Source organism: Paenibacillus sp. Cedars (genome assembly GCF_003184205.1).
Classification (GTDB): domain Bacteria; phylum Bacillota; class Bacilli; order Paenibacillales; family Paenibacillaceae; genus Paenibacillus_AQ; species Paenibacillus_AQ glucanolyticus.
Map to the genome: position 1 here is coordinate 1,970,576 of NZ_CP020866.1, position 18,269 is coordinate 1,988,844.

Sequence of the window (18,269 nt, forward strand, 5' to 3'; positions counted from 1 at the left end):
CATCTGTTTATTGGTATAAACGATGAAATTTCATGTTGCGAGAGGGGCATTCTATATGGCTAAAACATTAATTTTTGGACACAAAAATCCGGATACGGACACCATCTGCTCTGCTATTGCTTATGCTGATTTGAAAAACCAGCTGGGTCTTTCCGCTGAGCCTGTACGGCTTGGAGACGTAAATGGGGAAACGCAATACGCGCTCGATTACTTCAAGGTTGAAGCACCTCGTTTCGTTGAGGCTGTCGCGAATGAAGCAGACGAGGTTATTCTTGTTGACCATAATGAGCGTCAGCAAAGCGCCAGCGATATAGATCAGGTTCGCGTGGTTGAGGTCATTGACCACCACCGTATCGCGAATTTTGAGACAAGCCATCCGCTGTACTATCGTGCCGAGCCTGTAGGCTGCACAGCTACCATCCTGAACAAGATTTACAAGGAAAAGGGTGTAACGGTTCGTAAGGAGATTGCTGGCCTGATGCTCTCTGCCATCATCTCGGACTCCTTATTGTTCAAATCCCCTACTTGCACGGATGAAGATATCACTGCTGCCCGCGAGCTTGCTGAGATCGCTGGCGTGGATGCAGACAGCTACGGTCTGGACATGCTGAAGGCAGGCGCAGATCTGAGCGACAAAACGATCGCTCAATTGATTTCACTCGACGCCAAGGAATTCCAAATGGGCGGAGCTAAAGTTGAAATCGCACAGGTTAATGCGGTTGACACCAATGATGTATTGTCCCGTCAAGCCGAGCTCGAAGATGCCATTCAGGGCATTATCGCAGATAAAAATCTGGATCTGTTTGTGTTCGTAGTGACGGATATTTTGAACAACGATTCGATCGCTCTTGCCCTTGGCAAAGAGTCCCAAGCTGTTGAGAAAGCGTACAATGTGTCTCTGTCGGAGAACAAGGCGCTTCTTAAAGGCGTGGTGTCACGCAAATCGCAGATCGTTCCTGTTCTGACTGAGGCGTTTAATCAATAATTCAGATGATGTAAGCACAAGCCTGACCATCGCTGATTCATTCAGCGGGTCAGGCTTGTTTTGTCATTTTTTAGTGTTGACTGTTGATGGCATTGTAGATTTTAATCGCTGTTGCTGTGATAAGCGCTTACGAAGATTGAAATATTGTAATGAAATTACATCGAATTGACATCCTTTTTAGAGGTCGGATTCGTATAATGAAGATACAACCGAGAAGTACATAGTAAAGAGTTTCAAGTCCCAGGATTCGGTTTAAAAATAAATTAGAATGCTGTGAACGTTGTGAATATGCCGGGATAGACCCGATGGATTCAGTCCTATTCGATAGAAGCACGAGAGGGAGCGATGAGAAGATGAAGAAGTCGGCTTGGAGTTTGGGAGCGATGATGCTGCTTGTACTCATCATGATGACAACCGTTGGCGTAGCCTCGAGCAACAATTATGAGCCGGTTCCGAAAGCTTCGAATCAGGAAACTGCCTATATAAACGGGCTCGAGATTAGAGACGGCAAGGTTTACCTGACGGTCGATCCGATCAAATGGTACGAGGGCGAGGAAGCGAATCAGATATTCCGCGAGCGTGAGCAGGATCCCGAGATGACAGAAGCTCCGGATGGATACTATATCGTAAACGATACGGAAGAGCAGATTGAGCTTGCGGTAGCCGACGATGCAGAAGTGCTGCTTCAGCTGTACGATCATACCGGGCGATATGAGGATGCGCAGATTTCCTGGAACCAGATGGTGAGTTTGAACAAGTTCACGGACATCTACCATAAGGACGACATCGTTGACATGAAATGGTTCCCGTTTCATATTACCGTTGAAGATGGTGTCGTTGTGAAGATCATACAACAATACGTGCCTTAAAACATATGGAACATATTAAGAAACAATGATAGAAGCTAACGAATAAAAGCCGCTCCACTGGTTAGGGATAACCGATGGAGCGGCTTTTGCGTTGCCCATTTTATAGGTGCCAGGCGTGAGCTTATGAATCTTAGCGGGTGTGTTTCATCGGTTGGAGTTTCCCGTTCACCACATCACTGACAAACGGAGCAATTTTGGATTTGCGCTCCTCATATTCTTCCTTTGTCATTTTGCCTTCCGACAGCTTCTGATCCAGGCGCTTTGTGATGGCTTGGACTTGTTGATCAATGACGGATTGGACAGGCACGTCCCTTTCCTTCGCAATCTGAGCCAGCGATTTTCCGGATTGGAGCGACTGCTTGAGTTCCTCCGGTGTTGTCTTCAGAAGCTTGGCAAGCTCCTCGCTATCCGAGATCAATCTGCCATGACGTTGATGCATCCGCTGCTTCTGCCATCCGCCCTTGGCATCCAGCAGCTTATCTGCAGCCGCAGCGTAATCGACGGATTTGCCAAGCTGTTTCGGATGGGAGGCGATTTTTTCTTTTAGCAGCTCGATTACCTTGGCTTTGATCGCCTCCCGGGAAATACCTTGATCCTTGGCTATTTCCGCGAGCGAGGAGGTCTTGAGTTTATCGCGGAGAACCTGAGGCTCCAGCTTCAGAAACTCCGAGAGTGCCTTAAACATATGACCGGGTTTATGTTGCCCGTTCTCGTCCCTGGAAGAGGGAACAGCTGGTGATTCGGTCTGCTGTCCGGCCGGTTCATCCGCTGAAACGGAGACAGGAAGATAAGCGAGGCCCATGACTACAGCGATAGTGAGAAACACCATTCGCTTCATAAACTTCAAGTGGGTTGTCATTGTTATTTACCGCCTTTCTTGGTGTGGGGTCTTACAGCCATCATTCTTTCCCGCTAAACTGAAATCATCCTTAAAATAACCTTAAAATGGGATGAAAATACATAAATTGAATTTTCACGCATCAAATTGACCATTCTATGAAACTATCGACTCTTCTCTGCTAATATGCTATCATGGAGTCTTGATAACGTGTTAAAGTGAAAAAGCAGTTTACATATGATGTGGATTTATATACATCCTGAATATGACTGCGTTTCATGCCAACGAGGAGGATTTTTTTGATGAAAAAGATAGCATCCGTATTAGCAGGAGTTATGCTTCTATTAACCGTGGTTGGCTGCTCAAGCTCGTCAGGCGGGGGTAATGAGCTGGTTGTCGGGATTGACGACAAGTTCGCGCCGATGGGATTCCGCGATGAGAGCAATGAAATTGTCGGCTTTGATATTGATTATGCCCGTGCTGCCGCCGAGAAAATGGGCAAGGAAGTGAAATTCCAGCCCATTGACTGGAAAGCCAAGGAATCCGAGTTGAGCAGCGGCCGCATTGATTTGATATGGAATGGCTACACCATCACCGATGAGCGTAAGGAGAAAGTGCTGTTTACGAAGCCGTATCTGGAGAACAGTCAGGTTGTAGCAGTATTGTCCGATTCCGCTATTAGCTCAATCCAAGACTTGGCTGGCAAGCAGATTGGCTTGCAGTCGTTGTCTTCGGCAGCGGATGCATTAAGTGCCAATGAAATTCATGCTCAGGTGGAGAAAATCTCTGAATTCCCGGACAATGTGCTGGCTCTGAGCGACTTGAAGAATGGGCGCGTAGATGCCGTAGTCATTGACGAAGTGGTCATGAAATACTACATGTCCAAGGAAGAGGGAACATACAAGATCCTGGAGGAGTCCCTTGCCCCGGAACAATATGGGATCGGGGTTAAGAAAGGCAACGAAGAGCTGCTGGAAAGCCTGCAGAAAGCATTGGATGAGATGAACGCCGATGGCACGGCAGCTAAGATTTCCGAGAAATGGTTTGGCGAAGACAAGGTGCTGAAGTAAGTCAACCCATGAGGATGCGACCCATCCTTCCATAGGAATCCCATGAAACCGGACTTTGATCAAAGGCTCCGGTTTTGTGTTCCAATCAATCAGTTAACGATATCTTTGAAGAACTTCAAGGGTGAAGGAAGTTTTTCCAATAGGAGTTAGGGATATATGAGTATGGATTACATCGTTCAAATCAGCAAACCGATGCTGGAGGGTGCTCAGACTACGATATTATTGTTCTTTATTGCAATCATTGCATCCATCCCGCTCGGGTTTGTATTCACGTTAATGGTCAGAAGTGCCATCAAGCCGCTGGCTTGGCTTGCCAATACGTACATCTATGTGTTTCGGGGAACGCCGCTGCTGCTCCAAATGCTGTTTTTCTGTTTTGGTCTGCCGGTGCTGCCGGTCATTGGAGAATATCTCGTGCTGGACCGATTTGTAGCGGCATGTCTGGCATTTGTATTAAATTATGCTGCGTATTTTGCGGAAATCTTCAGAGGGGGCCTTCTGGCGATCGACAAAGGACAGTATGAAGCGTCCAAGGTGCTGGGATTGAACAAATGGCAGACAACCACGAAGGTCATTCTGCCCCAGATGTTTCGCGTGGCACTTCCGGCAGTCTCCAACGAATCGATTACGCTGGTGAAGGATACGGCGCTGCTGTATGCGGTCGCTGTCCCGGAACTTTTACATTTTGCCTATACTGCTGTCAATCGTGATTTTACGATTATGCCGTTTTTTATTGCGGGTGTCATTTATCTGCTGATGACGCTGGTGCTGACGTTGTTTTTTAAATTTCTGGAACGACGATTTAAATACGAATAGAAGGACTGTCGTGTTATGGCCATTATTGAAGTATCCCATATGAAAAAATCCTTCGGCCATCTGGATGTGCTGAAGGACGTCAGCTTTGAAATTCAAAAGAATGAAGTGATTGCCGTCATCGGTCCGTCCGGTTCAGGAAAGAGCACCATGCTCCGCAGCCTGGTGCATCTGGAGGAGATCAACGGGGGATCCATCAAGGTACAGGATCAATACCTTGTGAAGGATGGCGTGTATTCCAATCACTCGCAGATCAAAGCCATCACTTCCCGCATGGGGATGGTATTCCAGCATTTCAACCTGTTTCCTCATCTTACCGTACAGGAGAACCTGGGACTTGCACCTAAGCATGTCAAGAAGTTAACCAAGGAAGAAGTCAGGTCCAATAGCGCTGTGCTTCTGCAAAAGGTCGGGTTATCCGAAAAAGCAGAGGTATATCCCGGGAATCTGTCGGGGGGACAGAAGCAGCGTGTTGCGATTGCGAGAGCCCTGATGATGAATCCGGACATTATGCTGTTTGATGAACCGACGTCAGCACTGGACCCGGAATTGACGGGTGAGGTCCTTGCGGTTATTAAGCAATTGGCCGAGGAACATATGACGATGGTGATTGTGACCCATGAGATGAGTTTCGCCAAGGAAGTAGCCGACCGGATCATCTTTATGGACAACGGACAGGTCATGGAGTCCGGAAGCCCGGATCAACTATTTCATCAACCGAAGATGGACCGTACCCGGGAATTCTTAAACCGGGCGATGCGCTAATCATAGACTGGCTTGAAGCTGAATCGGAAGATCGGCTTACTGCCGGTCTTTTTTTCTGCGAAAAAGTTAAATTTTTTAGTGAAAGCGTTTAATTTATTGGTTGACGGAATCGGATTTGATCGATATCATTGTTTTAGAGATTGTTAAATTGTTTCATATAAATATCTATAAAACAACAGCGAGGAGCGGGTTAATCCATGAGTCATGTCATTACCATTCATTCAGATTTGTCAAAAGGTAAGATCAATCGCAATATTTATGGTCATTTTTCCGAGCATTTGGGTCGCTGCATCTATGAAGGGATATGGGTTGGGGAAGATTCACCGATTCCAAATACGGAAGGGATCCGCAATGATGTCCTGGAGGCGCTGAAACAGTTGAATATTCCGGTGCTGCGCTGGCCGGGCGGTTGTTTTGCGGACGAATATCACTGGAAGGATGGCGTTGGTCCGAGCGAGAACCGCAAGCAAATGGTTAACACGCACTGGGGCGGCGTTGTGGAGAACAATCACTTCGGCACGCACGAATTCCTGCGTCTCTGCGAGCTTTTGGATTGCGAGCCATACATATCGGGCAATGTCGGAAGCGGTACGGTACAGGAGATGTCGGAATGGGTGGAATATATGACTTTCGACGGCGTGTCGCCCATGGCGGCATGGCGTCAGGAGAATGGCCGTGAGAAGCCTTGGAACGTGAAGTATTTTGGCGTGGGGAACGAGAATTGGGGCTGTGGCGGCAATATGCGGCCGGAATATTATGCGGATCTGTATAGACGCTATCAGACCTATGTACGGAACTATGGCGATAACAAAATCTATAAGATTGCTTGTGGTCCGAATGTAGACGATTATCGCTGGATGGAAACCGTGATGAGGGAAGCCCATCCATTCATGGATGCCATCAGCCTTCATTATTACACCGTTCCGGGCGAATTCTGGACAAGTAAAGGCGCTGCTACCGGGTTCAGCGAACAGGAATGGTTCACTACCATGAAGAAGGCGCTTCACATGGATGAGCTGATCACAAGACACTCCGCCATTATGGACCAGTATGATCCGAACAAGCGCATTGGCCTGATCGTGGATGAGTGGGGGACCTGGTTTGATGTTGAACCGGGCACCAATCCGGGGTTTCTGTATCAACAGAATACCATTCGCGATGCTTTGGTGGCAGGTCTAACGCTGAATATCTTCCATGTGCATAATGACCGGGTCGTGATGGCGAACATTGCGCAGATCGTTAATGTGCTTCAGTCCGTCATCCTGACGGAAGGTGAGAAGATGCTCCTTACTCCGACCTATCATGTGTTTGATATGTATAAAGTGCATCAGGATGCCGAACGCCTTGCCACCCACTACAGCGGAGCCGATTATGAGATGGACGGCGAGAAGATTCCGCAAGTATCGGTGACAGCCTCTAGAGATCAAGCTGGTAAAATTCATGTAAGCTTGTGCAATGTGAGCCATGTGGAGCAGAGTGATGTGAGCATTCAACTTCGGGGTTTAAGCGGAGCGGTGTCCGGAATCACAGGACAGCAGCTTGCTTCCGGCTCGCTGGACGCTCATAACACCTTTGAATCACCGGATGTACTCAAGCCGACACCATTCGAAACATTTGAACTGCAAGGGGACGTGTTATATGCGAAGCTCCCGCCGATGTCCGTCACCGTTCTTGAGATTACGGCGGAATAAGCGAAGTTATGACAGATCATCGGTGTAAAGGTTGTCATGACGATTACCGGATCAGCGATAAACAAATCGCACGCGTTCTATCCTCCCCGATGTTTGCATCGGACCGGTGCGTGCCGGATGAGGAGTATGAAACCCGTCTTCGTGCGTGCTTCTCTTGTCCAAAGCTGCAAGGGGACACGACGTGCACGCTGTGCGGCTGCATCGTACAGATCGCAGCAAAGCTGAAAGACAAGAGATGCCCATATCCGGGGCAAGACCGTTGGTCGGTTGCCAGTAGCGCTTCATAGAAGATTATAGTCAAGCCTGCCTCTCATGTATGGGTCATGGGGGCAGGCTTTTTTAGTATGGGACAACTTCAATCATCTTTACATGAACTTACAACCTATGTTATGACTATTAGAAAAAAAGATCGTCAGGATAGGGTGTGAACATGAAAAGAGGGGGCTTCTTTCTATACTACTGGACCGCGCATTCGAGCATTTCGCTGGCAGGCGTTGTCTATATCATGGTACTGACCACCTTTATGTATCAGGAATCCGGCTCGGCCTTTATTGCCGCGTTGTTCCCGCTGTTTAACGCAGTGGCACGGTTTGTCGCCGGCTTTACGGCTCCGCTTGTCATGGAGAAATTCGGCTTCTCCAAGCTTCTGGTAAGGCTTCAAGTCATGAAAGCTCTGTTGTTAACTGGATTGGTCATTGCATTCCCATACATATCATCTCAGGTTTCCATATTGTGTATGTTTATCTTGTTCATTGCTTTTACCGAAGGATGGGGAAACCCGCTCATCCAGTCCATGGTTCCGAGATTAGTTGCACCTGACCGATTGGTTAAGGCCAACAGCTCACTATCCGTGACCAGCCAATCCTTGCAGATTGCAGGTTATACCTTTACGGGCTTTCTAGTTGTACGGTTTGGACATATGCCGACTTTAATCATGAGCTGCGTACTCATCTGGGTATCCGTCTTGTCCCTTTGGATCGCAGCGCGCTCCATGAAGGCGAAGGAAACGGCTGCGGCTGGACGAGCAAAACCAAGCTGGGAAGTGATTCGTGAAGGCTGGTTCTACCTGTGGAGAAATCCTACATTAAGAATCGTCACGATCATGGATATGATTGAAGGGATTGCCGGAACCATATGGGTGGGAGCGATCACGCTGGTATATGTCAAGGAAGTGCTGCATCAAGGCGAAGCTTGGTGGGGATTTATTAACGCCAGTTATTATGTGGGCGCCATTGTGGGTGGGTTACTGATGCTGCTGCTGTCTTCCTTTATCCAGAAAAATCTGATTCCATGCATGGCTGTAGGTTCAGCGGTGTTCAGTTTGCTTACCCTGTGGTATGGTCTGAACAGTATCCCGATTGTGGCTTTGATCCTGTGCATTGCGATGGGACCAGCCTATCAGCTGAGGGATGTGGCGCAGCAAACGGCTTTCCAATCCAGTGTAGATCATGAGATGCTGCCGAAAGTATACGCTTCACGTGATATCCTGCTCTCTACGATCACGAGTTTATCAATTGCTGTTATTGGTCTAATAGCCGATACACTCGGCATTCGTATGGTGTATATTGTGGGTTCGATCTGTATTGCGATATCCGCAGGGTTGTCGTTCACGCTTCTGAGGTTGCAGAGGAATTCGGCTTTAGCGACAGAATCGAGCGGAAGCAACTTTTCATAAAATGTTATAAAAAGAGCCGTATCTGGATAAGGCCACTGAAAAAGTCGTAGTTTGACGGGGCAGTTAAATTCATGAAACAAAAGGCGACCTTCATTTCCCAGTAGTAGGGAATGAAGGTCGCCTTTTTGCTTCCCTGGTATATTTCGGTTGATGCAAGCTTGGTTTCTATACTTTTTACATAAATCATAAGCAATTTTACATGGGCATAACCCTTGCAACTTGGCATCAAGTTAGGATGACAACGAACCAGTTAACTCAGGGGAGGGAACACAGGGTGAAAGTAGATTTGCATTGCCATACGAATATATCGGATGGCTCCTTATCTTTCGGCGAGATCGTCGCTTTAGCCAAGCAGGAAGGTGTCGGCTATTTGGCAATTACGAATCATGATACGACCAAGGGTTTGGGGGAAATGGTAGAAGCCGGCGTTAAAAGCGGAGTGGAGATCATTCCCGGAATGGAAATTTCTGCTTACGACTTTGAGAGAAATCGTAGAGTCCATATTCTGGGATACTATATCGAAGAGGGGCATCCTGCGCTGGAGGAGATCTGCGAGCCATTGCGGGAAATGCGCCATCAAGCCTCTCTTGTGATGACCAATCGGCTGATCGAAGCAGGCTACAAGATTACATGGGAGCAAATCGAGACTTATGCGAAAGACGGAACGGGTGTTTACAAACAGCATATTATGCATGCTCTGATCGACAATGGTTACACCGACAGCATCTATGGGGATTTGTACAAGGAGCTGTTCGCCCGCGGCGAGAACGGAAAGGCTCCAGGGATTGCCTTTGTCCCGATGAAATATGTTGATGCACGGACGGCGATCCGAGCGGTATTGGAGGCGGGCGGAATTCCGGTTCTTGCTCATCCCGGACAGTACCGCAATTTTGAATTTGTGCCCGAACTGGTAGAGAGCGGACTTGCAGGCATCGAGGTGTGGCATCCACTGCACGGGCCTAAAGATGTGGCGAGAGCGAAAGACTATGCAGCTGAATACGGGCTGATTATGACTGGCGGAACGGATTTTCACGGCTACTATGGCGAGAAGGAAATTGCGCTCGGCAGCATGAATCCGGTTATCAACAGCCTCAATGCCTTAAAAGCTAAAAAAGGAGTTGGCCTGTGATGCATCATATCCATTATCCCCATGCCGGAACGAAGCTATCGACTGGGCTTCATATTCATGAGACAAGCGATGTCGTTAACAGTCATTTTGGAGAATGGACGTCTGTCGGGCCTTCCAATAAGATTTTCGAATCCAGTTTCGGGGATTACACATACACGATGGATGATGTTACGGTGAATTACGCCGAGATTGGCAAGTTCGGCAATATCGCGTCCCATGCCTGCATCAATCCGGTCCAGCACCCGATGGATCGGGTCACACAGCATCATATGACCTATCGTCGGAAAATGTATGATTTCTCGGATACCGATGATGAGGCTTTCTTCGATTGGCGGCGTACGAACCAGGTCACGATTGGACATGACGTATGGATCGGGCACGGTGCAATCATTATGAAGGGGGTTCACATCGGAACGGGGGCGGTTGTCGGCTCCGGCTCCGTAGTTACGAAGGATGTACCTCCGTTTGCCATCGTGGTTGGCATTCCGGCCCGTATGATCCGAATGAGATTTGAGCCTGAGATTGTGGATCAATTATTACAGATTGCATGGTGGGATTGGCCGCGCAATGTTCTGGAGGAACGGTTCGCAGAATTCAACGATATTCAATCGTTTATCGTCAAGTATGGAGTGTAACACAAATTCAGAATATTAGTAATCAGGGAGGGTTCATCGATGTCGGAAGATCAGGAAATCGTCGATAAATTCATATTCGATATTCGTACCGGTATTTATGAGCCTGATGACAAGCTTCCATCCGAGAATGAGGTGGCGGATTTGTTTAAAATCCCGCGGATGACTGTCCGCAAAGCGTATACGACCTTGCATGAGCTTGGCTACATCTATTCGAAGCAAGGCAAAGGAAGTTATGTCCGAAACAGACAACAGCAAATTCCGCTTGTTCTCTCGAATGTCAGTTTCAGCAAGAAAATGATAGAGCTTGGCTTCAGCTACCAATCAAGCAATATTTTTTGCGAACAGATTTCGCACAACAAGAAAATTTATCAGTTCCTTCAGGTCGGCGAGGAAATTCGGGTATTCCGTATCGGAAGACTTCGGCTGATTGATGGGCGGCCTATTGCATTTCATATTTCATATGTAGCGGAAAGCGTGTTCGATGATATCGCGGCCGAAGGCAGACAGATTACGTCGATGTTCGATTATTACAACAGCAAAGGCTATACCGATTACACATCGACAACTACTGAAATAAGCATCGCCTTTCCTTCGAAAAGCGAGCGCGAGTTGCTGGAATGCTCCAGCCTGATTCCTCTGTTGGTGCTGGAATCAGGCTGCGTGGATGAGCGAACCGGCAAAGTGCTGGAGCATACGCGAGTTTTGTATAGAAGCGACTATTTTACTTATATCATAAAACCGTCCCATGAGGAGGAATGATGAATGCAGCGGAGACAACGGACCGAAATTTTGATCAATGGCTCAAGAGAGATTCCAGCCCGATTGGCGCAGCAAATTATAGACCGTTATGAAGTAAATACGCTTGAACAGCCCAATAACGGGTTGGTTATGATGAAGGTAAGAGAAACATCGCAAAAAAGCTTGTTCTATCTGGGCGAAGTGTTCGTAACAGAAAGCAAGGTGCAAATTGGCCAAGCGATGGGACTGGGACTCGTTAAGGGGCATGAGTCTGAGCTTGCTTACCAGCTTGCCGTCATTGACGCGGCGTATCAGGCCGGAATTGAAGAAACAAAGCATTGGACGGAAGTATTGCTGGCCGAAGAAGAAGTCATCAACCATAAGAAAAAGGCATTCCAGCACAAAGTTCTGCAAACGAAAGTAAACTTTGAAACGATGGACGACGGAAACTAGGGGAGAGCGGCAGATGAAACTAGATCTCGTGCATGATACGCAGCTTGCGTACAGAAAACTGATGGATTCGATGTCCAGACCCGGACTGATCAGCGAGCTTGGTGAGCTTGCAGGGAAAGTTGGACTGAAATTGAACTGTTTTGATGCGACAGTGCTGCTGGCGGCAGTGCTGCTCGATACGGAAGTGACCTTCAAGATTATTTCGGAAAAGGAAGAAGAGATTGTCAGGCTGTTCAACCAGTTGACGTATGCGAAGGCAGCAGAAACGGCAGCAGCTGATTTCATTTTTGTGCTTAACGATGCGAATTCATTCCAGTTAGAAGAGGCGATACGTAAAGCCAAAGCGGGCGATTTGATCCATCCTCATGCATCGGCGACATTTATCGTAGAGGCGGAGCAGATTACGAATGACAATGGACTGGTTCTGTCCGGACCGGGTATTGAAGACACACATCACGTGCAGGTTTCCACCTGTGGAAGCGAAAGCCGGGGAAGCTGGCTGGATGAGCGTGCTTTGAGAAACATCGAGTATCCATTGGGCGTTGATATGATCTTTGTCGACCGTGACTCCCGGACGTTATGTTTGCCGCGGACCACTCAAATCAGTAAGAAGGTGAACAATTAATGGGTTATGTAGCAGTCAAAGGCGGAACGATGGCTATCGAGGAATCGATCCGGCGCTTGAAATACGAGCGGGTAAAAAAGGGCATGGTGCTGGAGGTCGATTCTATTGAGTCTGGTATGAGGGGGCTGATTGATCAGGTTATGTCGGAGAGCAGCCTCTACAGCGAAATACTGGCGGCGATCTCTATTAAGCAGGCGGAAGGCAATCCGGAGGAAGCTGTATTTCTGATGAGGGCTTATCGCTCCACATTGCCCCGCAAACATTATTCCAGAACGATTCATTCCGATGACATGCAGGTGGAACGCAGGATTTCGGCAAGCTTTAAAGATATTCCCGGAGGTCAAATTTTAGGTGCTACGACGGATTTTATCCATAGATTAATCGATTTCGATCTTATGAATGAAACCGAAGAAGAAGTTATGGGCTGGCTGGCGGATTTCGAAAATCAGGATACGTCTGCAGAGGATATGGACAAAACGGATTTGCAACGTTTGCCGAAGGTGCTGGATTATTTGCGGAAAGAGGGCTTGCTTGCGGATTGCGAGAATGATGATCGGGAACCGGATGACGTGACGCGCAAGAGCCTGAAGTTTCCGGCCAGCCGCAGCGAAAGGTTACAGGTACTGACGAGGGGACAGACAGGAACCGTTACTTCTTTCGCTTACGCCTCTCTGCGGGGCTACGGTCAATTGCACCCGACGGTCGGAGAGCTCCGTGTCGGAGATTTGCCCGTCTATGTAGATAATCCGGTAGGCAGCCTTGACCCGGACGACGCTTATTTTATCGGCAATGTCAAAGTCACTGAGGTGGAAATGCTCATTCCGGTTACGGTCAAGAAAGAGCATGGCAAGAAGGAGATTGAACTTGAGATCGGCTACGGCATTTGCTATGGACAGAACGAGACCAAAGCGATAGCCATGGGGATATTGGATAACACCCTTGGCAGCAAGAATCCCGAATTTCCTACCGAAAATCAAGAGTTTGTGCTCTATCATATTGATTCCGTTGAGGCAACAGGATTTGTGTCCCACCTCAAAATGCCGCATTACGTCACCTTTCAATCGAAGCTGGACAGTGCGCGGAAGACGAAAAAGGCAGACAAATCTGGTGCTGAGGAGGAGAAGAGCGAATGAATATCGCTTACAATTTTGCTTTTTTTGACGAGGGCTCCAAAAGGGAAATTAGACGGTCGACACTAAAGGCAATCGCGATTCCGGGATATCAGGTGCCGTTTGCCTCACGGGAAATGCCGATTGGCCGGGGCTGGGGCACCGGCGGCTTGCAGCTCACCCTGTCCCTGATCGGTAAGAAGGATATGCTGAAGGTCATTGACCAAGGGGCGGACGAATCGGTGAACGCAATCAATATCAAGAAACTGGTTACCAAGACAACAGGGGTGCGAACCGTAGATGACACGGAGGACGCAACTGTCGTTCAATCCCGGCACCGTATTCCGGAAGTTCCCCTGAAGGAGCATCAGATTTTGATCCTGCAGGTTCCGCTGCCTGAGCCGCTTCGTTATTATGAGCCAAGCGAGTTCGTAACACAGCGGCTGCATGCGGAGCAGGAATACAGCGGCGCATGGCTGATGCTGTTCGAGCAAATTATGAAGTACGGCCATATGTCCACAGGCGCGGACCATCCCGTCATGGTGCAGGACCGCTACGTGATGGCCCCTAGCCCGATTCCGCGCTTTGATAATCCGAAAATGAATTATTCGAAAGCTTTGATTTTGCTTGGCGCAGGCCGGGAGAAGAAAATTTACGCCGTTCCTCCATTCACCAAGGTCGTATCTTTGGCATTTGACGATTATCCGTTCGAGGCCGAAAGCTTTGAGGGAGCCAGCTGCTGGCAGTGCGGAGCTACAGGAGTGTTTCTGGATGAACTGATCGATGAGGGAACAGGGGAGACGTATCATCAATGCAATGATACCAGCTATTGTATCTCCCGATTAAACGCTCGACCGGCGAATCATTAATTTTCCGGCAAACCTAAAAACGAAGCAAAATGTATAGGAGGTAATACAACATGGATGATTTTGACCGGCCGATATTATCTGTTAACCACTTAAGCAAGCAATTCGGACCCGGCTGTATTCATTGTAGCTCGGGACAATCGGATTCATTAATTAAAAATTACTGTCCGACATGCGGCACCGTATACGCATGCCGTGACATTTCGTTCGATCTGTATCCCGGGGAAGTATTCGGTATCGTCGGGGAAAGCGGGAGCGGGAAATCTACTCTGATGCAATGCTTGTATTTCGATCAGGAGGTTACCGAAGGTGAGGCCCTTATTACCAGCTACAAGAACGGCGAGGCCAACATATTCGAGGAGTCCTCACAACAAAAGCGTTATATTCGCAATCATCAGATGGGGAAGGTGTATCAAAATCCGATGCTTGGCCTGCGGATGGGCTTCTCGTCAATCGGCAATATTGCGGAGAAGCTGATCGCAGCCGGTGGCAGAAATGTCGGAGCGATGGAAGCGAGAGGCCGCGAGCTGCTGGAGCATGTGAATATTCCAATCCGCCGGATGAAGGAACCGCCTAAAAATTTCTCGGGAGGCATGCAGCAGCGCGTGCAAATCGCAAAGGCGCTATCGAACAACCCGCCGATTCTGCTATTGGATGAGGTTACAACCGGACTTGACCTTTCGGTGCAGGCAAACGTGCTTGACTTGATTAAAAAGCTGCAAAGAGAGCTGAACATCAGCATGATTATCGTTTCGCATGATCTTGGCGTCATCCGGATGCTGGCCGACCGGACGATGGTCATGCTGGATGGCAAGGTCATAGAGTATGGTCTGACGGATCAGATTTTGGAGGACCCGCAGCATCGGTATACGCAGCAATTGGTTCACTCGCTGTTATAATCGGCAGACAACAGATGAAAGTAGGGGGAAATATGTATCTCATCACGGGTGGAAAAATCATAACGGAGGAAGCCATACTGGAAGGGTTCGATCTGTTGATCGCCGGCAACCGCATTGAAAAAGTGGTTAAACAAGGAGAATTCAATCCGGATGAAACCATTCAGGTGATTGACGCCGAAGGCGGATATATCTCGCCGGGCTTCATTGACTTGCATTCCGACTACATTGAGCATATGGCAGCTCCCAGACCGACATCCTTAATGGACTTTCATTTAAGCGTTAGGGAGACGGAGAAGGAATTGATTACGCATGGCATCACGACCATGTATCATTCGCTTTCCCTCTTTAAAGACACGGAGTATGCTTATAAGCCGATCCGTGAAACGGAAAACGTAAAGCAGTTAATTGATATTATCGATAAAACCCATCACAGCAAGCATCTGGTTCGCCACCGCTTCCACGCACGGCTTGAAATCGACAACGTTGAAGAGATCGCGAATTTGAAAGCTTTTATCGCAGAGAAGAAAGTGCATCTATTATCCTTTATGGATCATACACCGGGTCAGGGACAATACAGAAACTTGGAAATATATCGTGCTACGGTCAAGGGCTACAGCAATAAGAGCGATGAAGAGATCGCACAGATTCTGGAAAGGCATCAGCAGAAAGAGAAGCTTACAATCGACGGCATCCGGGAACTTGCGCAATTTGCCCGGGAGCATCAGATTACGATTGCCTCGCATGATGACGATTCGCTTGAGAAGCTCGAGCTTGTCCAAAGCTTTGGCGCAGTGATCAGTGAGTTCCCGATCACGCTTGAGATTGCATTGAAGGCGAAGGAGAACGGAATGTTTACCATTGCCGGCGCGCCGAACGTGCTGCTGGGCGGCTCGCATAGCGGAAATCTATCTGCGCCGGAGGCGATCCGGGCGGGTAGCATCGATATTCTGTGCAGTGATTATTACCCGGCCGCATTGCTGCACGCCGTATTTGAAATGAACCGCAAGCACGGCATGGATCTGGTCGAGATGTTTAAGCTGGTTACGCTGAATCCTGCCAAAGCGATCAAGCTGGATCATGAGCTTGGTTCGATTCGGGAAGGCAAGACAGCAGACTTGTTAATTATCGAAAAAATTGAACCGAACTTTCCGGTAATTACAGCGGTGTTCGTCGATGGAAGACTTATTCAAAAAACCAATTACCGTTAAACCGGGGGGGAATTTAGTGGAACCTATACTGAGCATTCATAATTTGTCTAAATCCTTTATGCTTCACAATCTGGATAAACATATTAAAGCCATTGATCGTGTTGATTTCGAGCTGCAGGAAGGCGAATTTGTCGGAATAACCGGGAAGAGCGGAAGCGGGAAATCGACAATTTTGAAAAGTATTTATCGCACATATGTCATCAACGAAGGCAGCATCTGGTACATCTCGAAGAGATTCGGCCGGATGAATTTAGCAGAGGCATCGGAACGGGAAATGGTTTATTTGCGGAAACATGAAATTGGATATGTGTCTCAATTTTTAAATGCAATGCCCCGCACAACCGCAAGAGAGCTGGTAGAGCAGGCCATTGTCGAGATGGGAAACGAGGAAGACTTTGCGAAGCAGGAGGCAGAACATATGCTGGCCCACTTCGAACTGGATGAATATTTGTGGGACAGCTACCCTGCAACATTCTCCGGGGGAGAGAAGCTGAGGCTTAACATAGCCAGAGCGATGGTGAAGCATCCGAGGCTGCTGCTGCTGGATGAGCCGACGGCAAGCCTCGATAATGCTTCCAAGATCAAGGTCAGAGAATTGCTGGAACAGCTGATGCGCGAAGGGACAACGATGCTGGGGATTTTCCATGATCTTGAGTTCATGAAAAATTTGTGTCATCGCGAATACAACATGCAGAACGGAATTTTTAGCGCTATTTAATAAATGGGAATTATTACTCCTCTTAATAAAAGTAAACATATAAGTTAATTCCTATATAACATGTAATCTATATTGTATTAATTGCGAGGCATTGCTAATTAGGCTAACTTAATCAGTTTAAATTAGAAGAGGTGACTATTGTGAAAAAATTGTTGTCTATTATCCTGGCTTTAGTTATAGTAACGATTTTTGCTGGTTGTTCGTCCAATTCGGCTGGCAGCGACACGCTTACCATTGCATGGCTACCGAATGAATCCGGCGCCGATCTTGGAGAAGCTCGCGATGAAATCGGTAAGGTGATCGAAGAAGCGACCGGCAAGCAAGTAAAGCATCAGACGACAACCGATTATATTATTACGATTGAAGCGATTGCAAACGGCAACGCCGATCTCGCGTTCTTTGGTCCTCAAGGTTATATCGAAGCTCACGATAAAAACGAAAAAGTTTTGCCGCTTGTCGTACCGAGCGGATCATCAGGAACATTGGACGATGCTGTTTACTACAGCTGGCTGGCTGTTAAGAAAGGCAACGAAGACGAATACAAGGATGGTGACGGATTTAAAATCGATCCGATTGCCGGCAAGAAAATGTCCTTCGTGTCCACAAGCTCCACTTCCGGCTTTAAAGTACCATCGTCCGGTATCGTAGGGTACTTCAGCAAAATGGATCCGTATAAAGAACTGAAAGCCGATGACCTGCTGGAAGGCGGCAATGGAAAATTTTTCAGTGAAGTGCTTTACGGCAACTCCCATCAAGGTTCCGCAGTTAACTTGCTGAACGGCAAAGCAGATGTAGCGGCGTTTTGCGATTCATGCGTAAATAACTATGTTGAACGGGTAGACGGCGAGGAGAACAGAGCGGGAGCCGTTTACAAAGTGAAGGACGATGCTGAAGAACCGTTCAATGCATTCAAGGGAGAAGAGTTTGAACTGATTTCGGTTACTCCGGTGTTGAACTCTCCATTCGTAGTGAATACAGACAACGTGGATCAAGCTACGGTGGACAAACTGCTCGCGGCTTTGACTTCTGACGAAGTTACAAATAATCCGAAAGTATTCGTTCCGAAGGATTCCGGGTTTTCAGGCATTTTCGCGAAATCCGGAGACGAGAAACTGCTTCCGGTTGATGACGCATGGTTTAACCCGATCAGAGAATTGTCCAACTAATCGCATCAAAGGGGAAA

General features: G+C 47.9%; 20 protein-coding genes. 19 read left to right on the top strand and 1 reads right to left on the bottom strand.

The window, feature by feature from the left end; all coding sequences use genetic code 11:
• Positions 1-55 precede the first annotated feature (55 nt).
• Positions 56-985, top strand: coding sequence for a manganese-dependent inorganic pyrophosphatase (locus tag B9D94_RS10875; RefSeq protein WP_148246992.1), 930 nt, complete (start codon positions 56-58; stop codon positions 983-985).
• A gap of 353 nt (positions 986-1,338) precedes the next feature.
• A complete protein-coding gene (locus B9D94_RS10880) occupies positions 1,339-1,854 on the top strand; it encodes a hypothetical protein (protein ID WP_148248756.1) in 516 nt (171 codons plus the stop codon).
• 130 nt (positions 1,855-1,984) lie between these two features.
• Here the strand turns inward: B9D94_RS10880 and B9D94_RS10885 are convergent, their stop codons facing one another.
• On the bottom strand, positions 1,985-2,713 hold the full coding sequence (locus B9D94_RS10885; RefSeq protein WP_148246993.1) for a hypothetical protein: 729 nt from the start codon (positions 2,711-2,713) through the stop codon (positions 1,985-1,987).
• Positions 2,714-2,994: 281 nt separating this feature from the next.
• On the opposite strand from B9D94_RS10885, the gene B9D94_RS10890 reads away from it, so the two are divergent.
• From B9D94_RS10890 to B9D94_RS10970, 17 genes are all read left to right on the top strand, one after another.
• The gene (locus B9D94_RS10890) at positions 2,995-3,762 is read left to right on the top strand and encodes an amino acid ABC transporter substrate-binding protein (protein WP_148246994.1); all 768 of its coding nucleotides are present in this window, start codon (positions 2,995-2,997) and stop codon (positions 3,760-3,762) included.
• Positions 3,763-3,918: 156 nt separating this feature from the next.
• A complete protein-coding gene (locus B9D94_RS10895; protein ID WP_036642308.1) occupies positions 3,919-4,578 on the top strand; it encodes an amino acid ABC transporter permease in 660 nt (219 codons plus the stop codon).
• 15 nt (positions 4,579-4,593) lie between these two features.
• Positions 4,594-5,340: an amino acid ABC transporter ATP-binding protein gene (locus B9D94_RS10900; protein WP_006211100.1), complete on the top strand. Its 747-nt coding sequence runs from the start codon at positions 4,594-4,596 to the stop codon at positions 5,338-5,340.
• Positions 5,341-5,537: 197 nt separating this feature from the next.
• Positions 5,538-7,031, top strand: a complete 1,494-nt coding sequence (locus B9D94_RS10905) for an alpha-N-arabinofuranosidase (RefSeq protein WP_148246995.1) — start codon at positions 5,538-5,540, stop codon at positions 7,029-7,031.
• An 8-nt stretch (positions 7,032-7,039) separates the two neighbouring features.
• Positions 7,040-7,318, top strand: a complete 279-nt coding sequence (locus tag B9D94_RS10910) for a DUF6171 family protein (RefSeq protein WP_148246996.1) — start codon at positions 7,040-7,042, stop codon at positions 7,316-7,318.
• A 143-nt stretch (positions 7,319-7,461) separates the two neighbouring features.
• On the top strand, positions 7,462-8,706 hold the full coding sequence (locus B9D94_RS10915) for an MFS transporter (protein WP_148246997.1): 1,245 nt from the start codon (positions 7,462-7,464) through the stop codon (positions 8,704-8,706).
• A 274-nt stretch (positions 8,707-8,980) separates the two neighbouring features.
• Complete coding sequence (locus tag B9D94_RS10920; protein ID WP_006211097.1) at positions 8,981-9,835, top strand: PHP domain-containing protein; 855 nt, start codon at positions 8,981-8,983, stop codon at positions 9,833-9,835.
• The gene (locus tag B9D94_RS10925) at positions 9,835-10,470 is read left to right on the top strand and encodes a DapH/DapD/GlmU-related protein (protein ID WP_036642316.1); all 636 of its coding nucleotides are present in this window, start codon (positions 9,835-9,837) and stop codon (positions 10,468-10,470) included. The genes B9D94_RS10920 and B9D94_RS10925 overlap by 1 nt, the downstream gene beginning before the upstream one ends.
• 39 nt (positions 10,471-10,509) lie before the next feature.
• Complete coding sequence (locus B9D94_RS10930; RefSeq protein ID WP_006211095.1) at positions 10,510-11,229, top strand: GntR family transcriptional regulator; 720 nt, start codon at positions 10,510-10,512, stop codon at positions 11,227-11,229.
• 3 nt (positions 11,230-11,232) lie between these two features.
• Positions 11,233-11,661, top strand: a complete 429-nt coding sequence (gene phnG / locus B9D94_RS10935; RefSeq protein ID WP_006211094.1) for a phosphonate C-P lyase system protein PhnG — start codon at positions 11,233-11,235, stop codon at positions 11,659-11,661.
• A 13-nt stretch (positions 11,662-11,674) separates the two neighbouring features.
• Positions 11,675-12,286: a phosphonate C-P lyase system protein PhnH gene (gene phnH / locus B9D94_RS10940; RefSeq protein WP_036642319.1), complete on the top strand. Its 612-nt coding sequence runs from the start codon at positions 11,675-11,677 to the stop codon at positions 12,284-12,286.
• A complete protein-coding gene (locus tag B9D94_RS10945) occupies positions 12,286-13,419 on the top strand; it encodes a carbon-phosphorus lyase complex subunit PhnI (protein ID WP_148246998.1) in 1,134 nt (377 codons plus the stop codon). The genes phnH and B9D94_RS10945 overlap by 1 nt, the downstream gene beginning before the upstream one ends.
• The gene (locus B9D94_RS10950) at positions 13,416-14,264 is read left to right on the top strand and encodes an alpha-D-ribose 1-methylphosphonate 5-phosphate C-P-lyase PhnJ (RefSeq protein WP_148246999.1); all 849 of its coding nucleotides are present in this window, start codon (positions 13,416-13,418) and stop codon (positions 14,262-14,264) included. The genes B9D94_RS10945 and B9D94_RS10950 overlap by 4 nt, the downstream gene beginning before the upstream one ends.
• 50 nt (positions 14,265-14,314) lie before the next feature.
• Entirely contained in the window at positions 14,315-15,160 is an 846-nt protein-coding gene (locus B9D94_RS10955) for an ATP-binding cassette domain-containing protein (protein WP_148247000.1), read from the top strand.
• 32 nt (positions 15,161-15,192) lie between these two features.
• Complete coding sequence (gene phnM / locus B9D94_RS10960; RefSeq protein ID WP_148247001.1) at positions 15,193-16,368, top strand: phosphonate metabolism protein PhnM; 1,176 nt, start codon at positions 15,193-15,195, stop codon at positions 16,366-16,368.
• A 16-nt stretch (positions 16,369-16,384) separates the two neighbouring features.
• A complete protein-coding gene (phnL, locus tag B9D94_RS10965; protein ID WP_148247002.1) occupies positions 16,385-17,086 on the top strand; it encodes a phosphonate C-P lyase system protein PhnL in 702 nt (233 codons plus the stop codon).
• 140 nt (positions 17,087-17,226) lie between these two features.
• Positions 17,227-18,252, top strand: coding sequence for a phosphate/phosphite/phosphonate ABC transporter substrate-binding protein (locus tag B9D94_RS10970; RefSeq protein WP_006211086.1), 1,026 nt, complete (start codon positions 17,227-17,229; stop codon positions 18,250-18,252).
• Positions 18,253-18,269 lie beyond the last annotated feature (17 nt).

Coding starts and splice junctions, on each gene's coding strand:
- B9D94_RS10875 (WP_148246992.1), top strand. CDS start 56: ATGGCTAAAACATTAATTTTTGGACACAAAAATCCGGATACGGACACC.
- B9D94_RS10880 (WP_148248756.1), top strand. CDS start 1,339: ATGAAGAAGTCGGCTTGGAGTTTGGGAGCGATGATGCTGCTTGTACTC.
- B9D94_RS10885 (WP_148246993.1), bottom strand. CDS start 2,713: ATGACAACCCACTTGAAGTTTATGAAGCGAATGGTGTTTCTCACTATC.
- B9D94_RS10890 (WP_148246994.1), top strand. CDS start 2,995: ATGAAAAAGATAGCATCCGTATTAGCAGGAGTTATGCTTCTATTAACC.
- B9D94_RS10895 (WP_036642308.1), top strand. CDS start 3,919: ATGAGTATGGATTACATCGTTCAAATCAGCAAACCGATGCTGGAGGGT.
- B9D94_RS10900 (WP_006211100.1), top strand. CDS start 4,594: ATGGCCATTATTGAAGTATCCCATATGAAAAAATCCTTCGGCCATCTG.
- B9D94_RS10905 (WP_148246995.1), top strand. CDS start 5,538: ATGAGTCATGTCATTACCATTCATTCAGATTTGTCAAAAGGTAAGATC.
- B9D94_RS10910 (WP_148246996.1), top strand. CDS start 7,040: ATGACAGATCATCGGTGTAAAGGTTGTCATGACGATTACCGGATCAGC.
- B9D94_RS10915 (WP_148246997.1), top strand. CDS start 7,462: ATGAAAAGAGGGGGCTTCTTTCTATACTACTGGACCGCGCATTCGAGC.
- B9D94_RS10925 (WP_036642316.1), top strand. CDS start 9,835: ATGCATCATATCCATTATCCCCATGCCGGAACGAAGCTATCGACTGGG.
- B9D94_RS10930 (WP_006211095.1), top strand. CDS start 10,510: ATGTCGGAAGATCAGGAAATCGTCGATAAATTCATATTCGATATTCGT.
- phnG (WP_006211094.1), top strand. CDS start 11,233: ATGCAGCGGAGACAACGGACCGAAATTTTGATCAATGGCTCAAGAGAG.
- phnH (WP_036642319.1), top strand. CDS start 11,675: ATGAAACTAGATCTCGTGCATGATACGCAGCTTGCGTACAGAAAACTG.
- B9D94_RS10945 (WP_148246998.1), top strand. CDS start 12,286: ATGGGTTATGTAGCAGTCAAAGGCGGAACGATGGCTATCGAGGAATCG.
- B9D94_RS10950 (WP_148246999.1), top strand. CDS start 13,416: ATGAATATCGCTTACAATTTTGCTTTTTTTGACGAGGGCTCCAAAAGG.
- B9D94_RS10955 (WP_148247000.1), top strand. CDS start 14,315: ATGGATGATTTTGACCGGCCGATATTATCTGTTAACCACTTAAGCAAG.
- phnM (WP_148247001.1), top strand. CDS start 15,193: ATGTATCTCATCACGGGTGGAAAAATCATAACGGAGGAAGCCATACTG.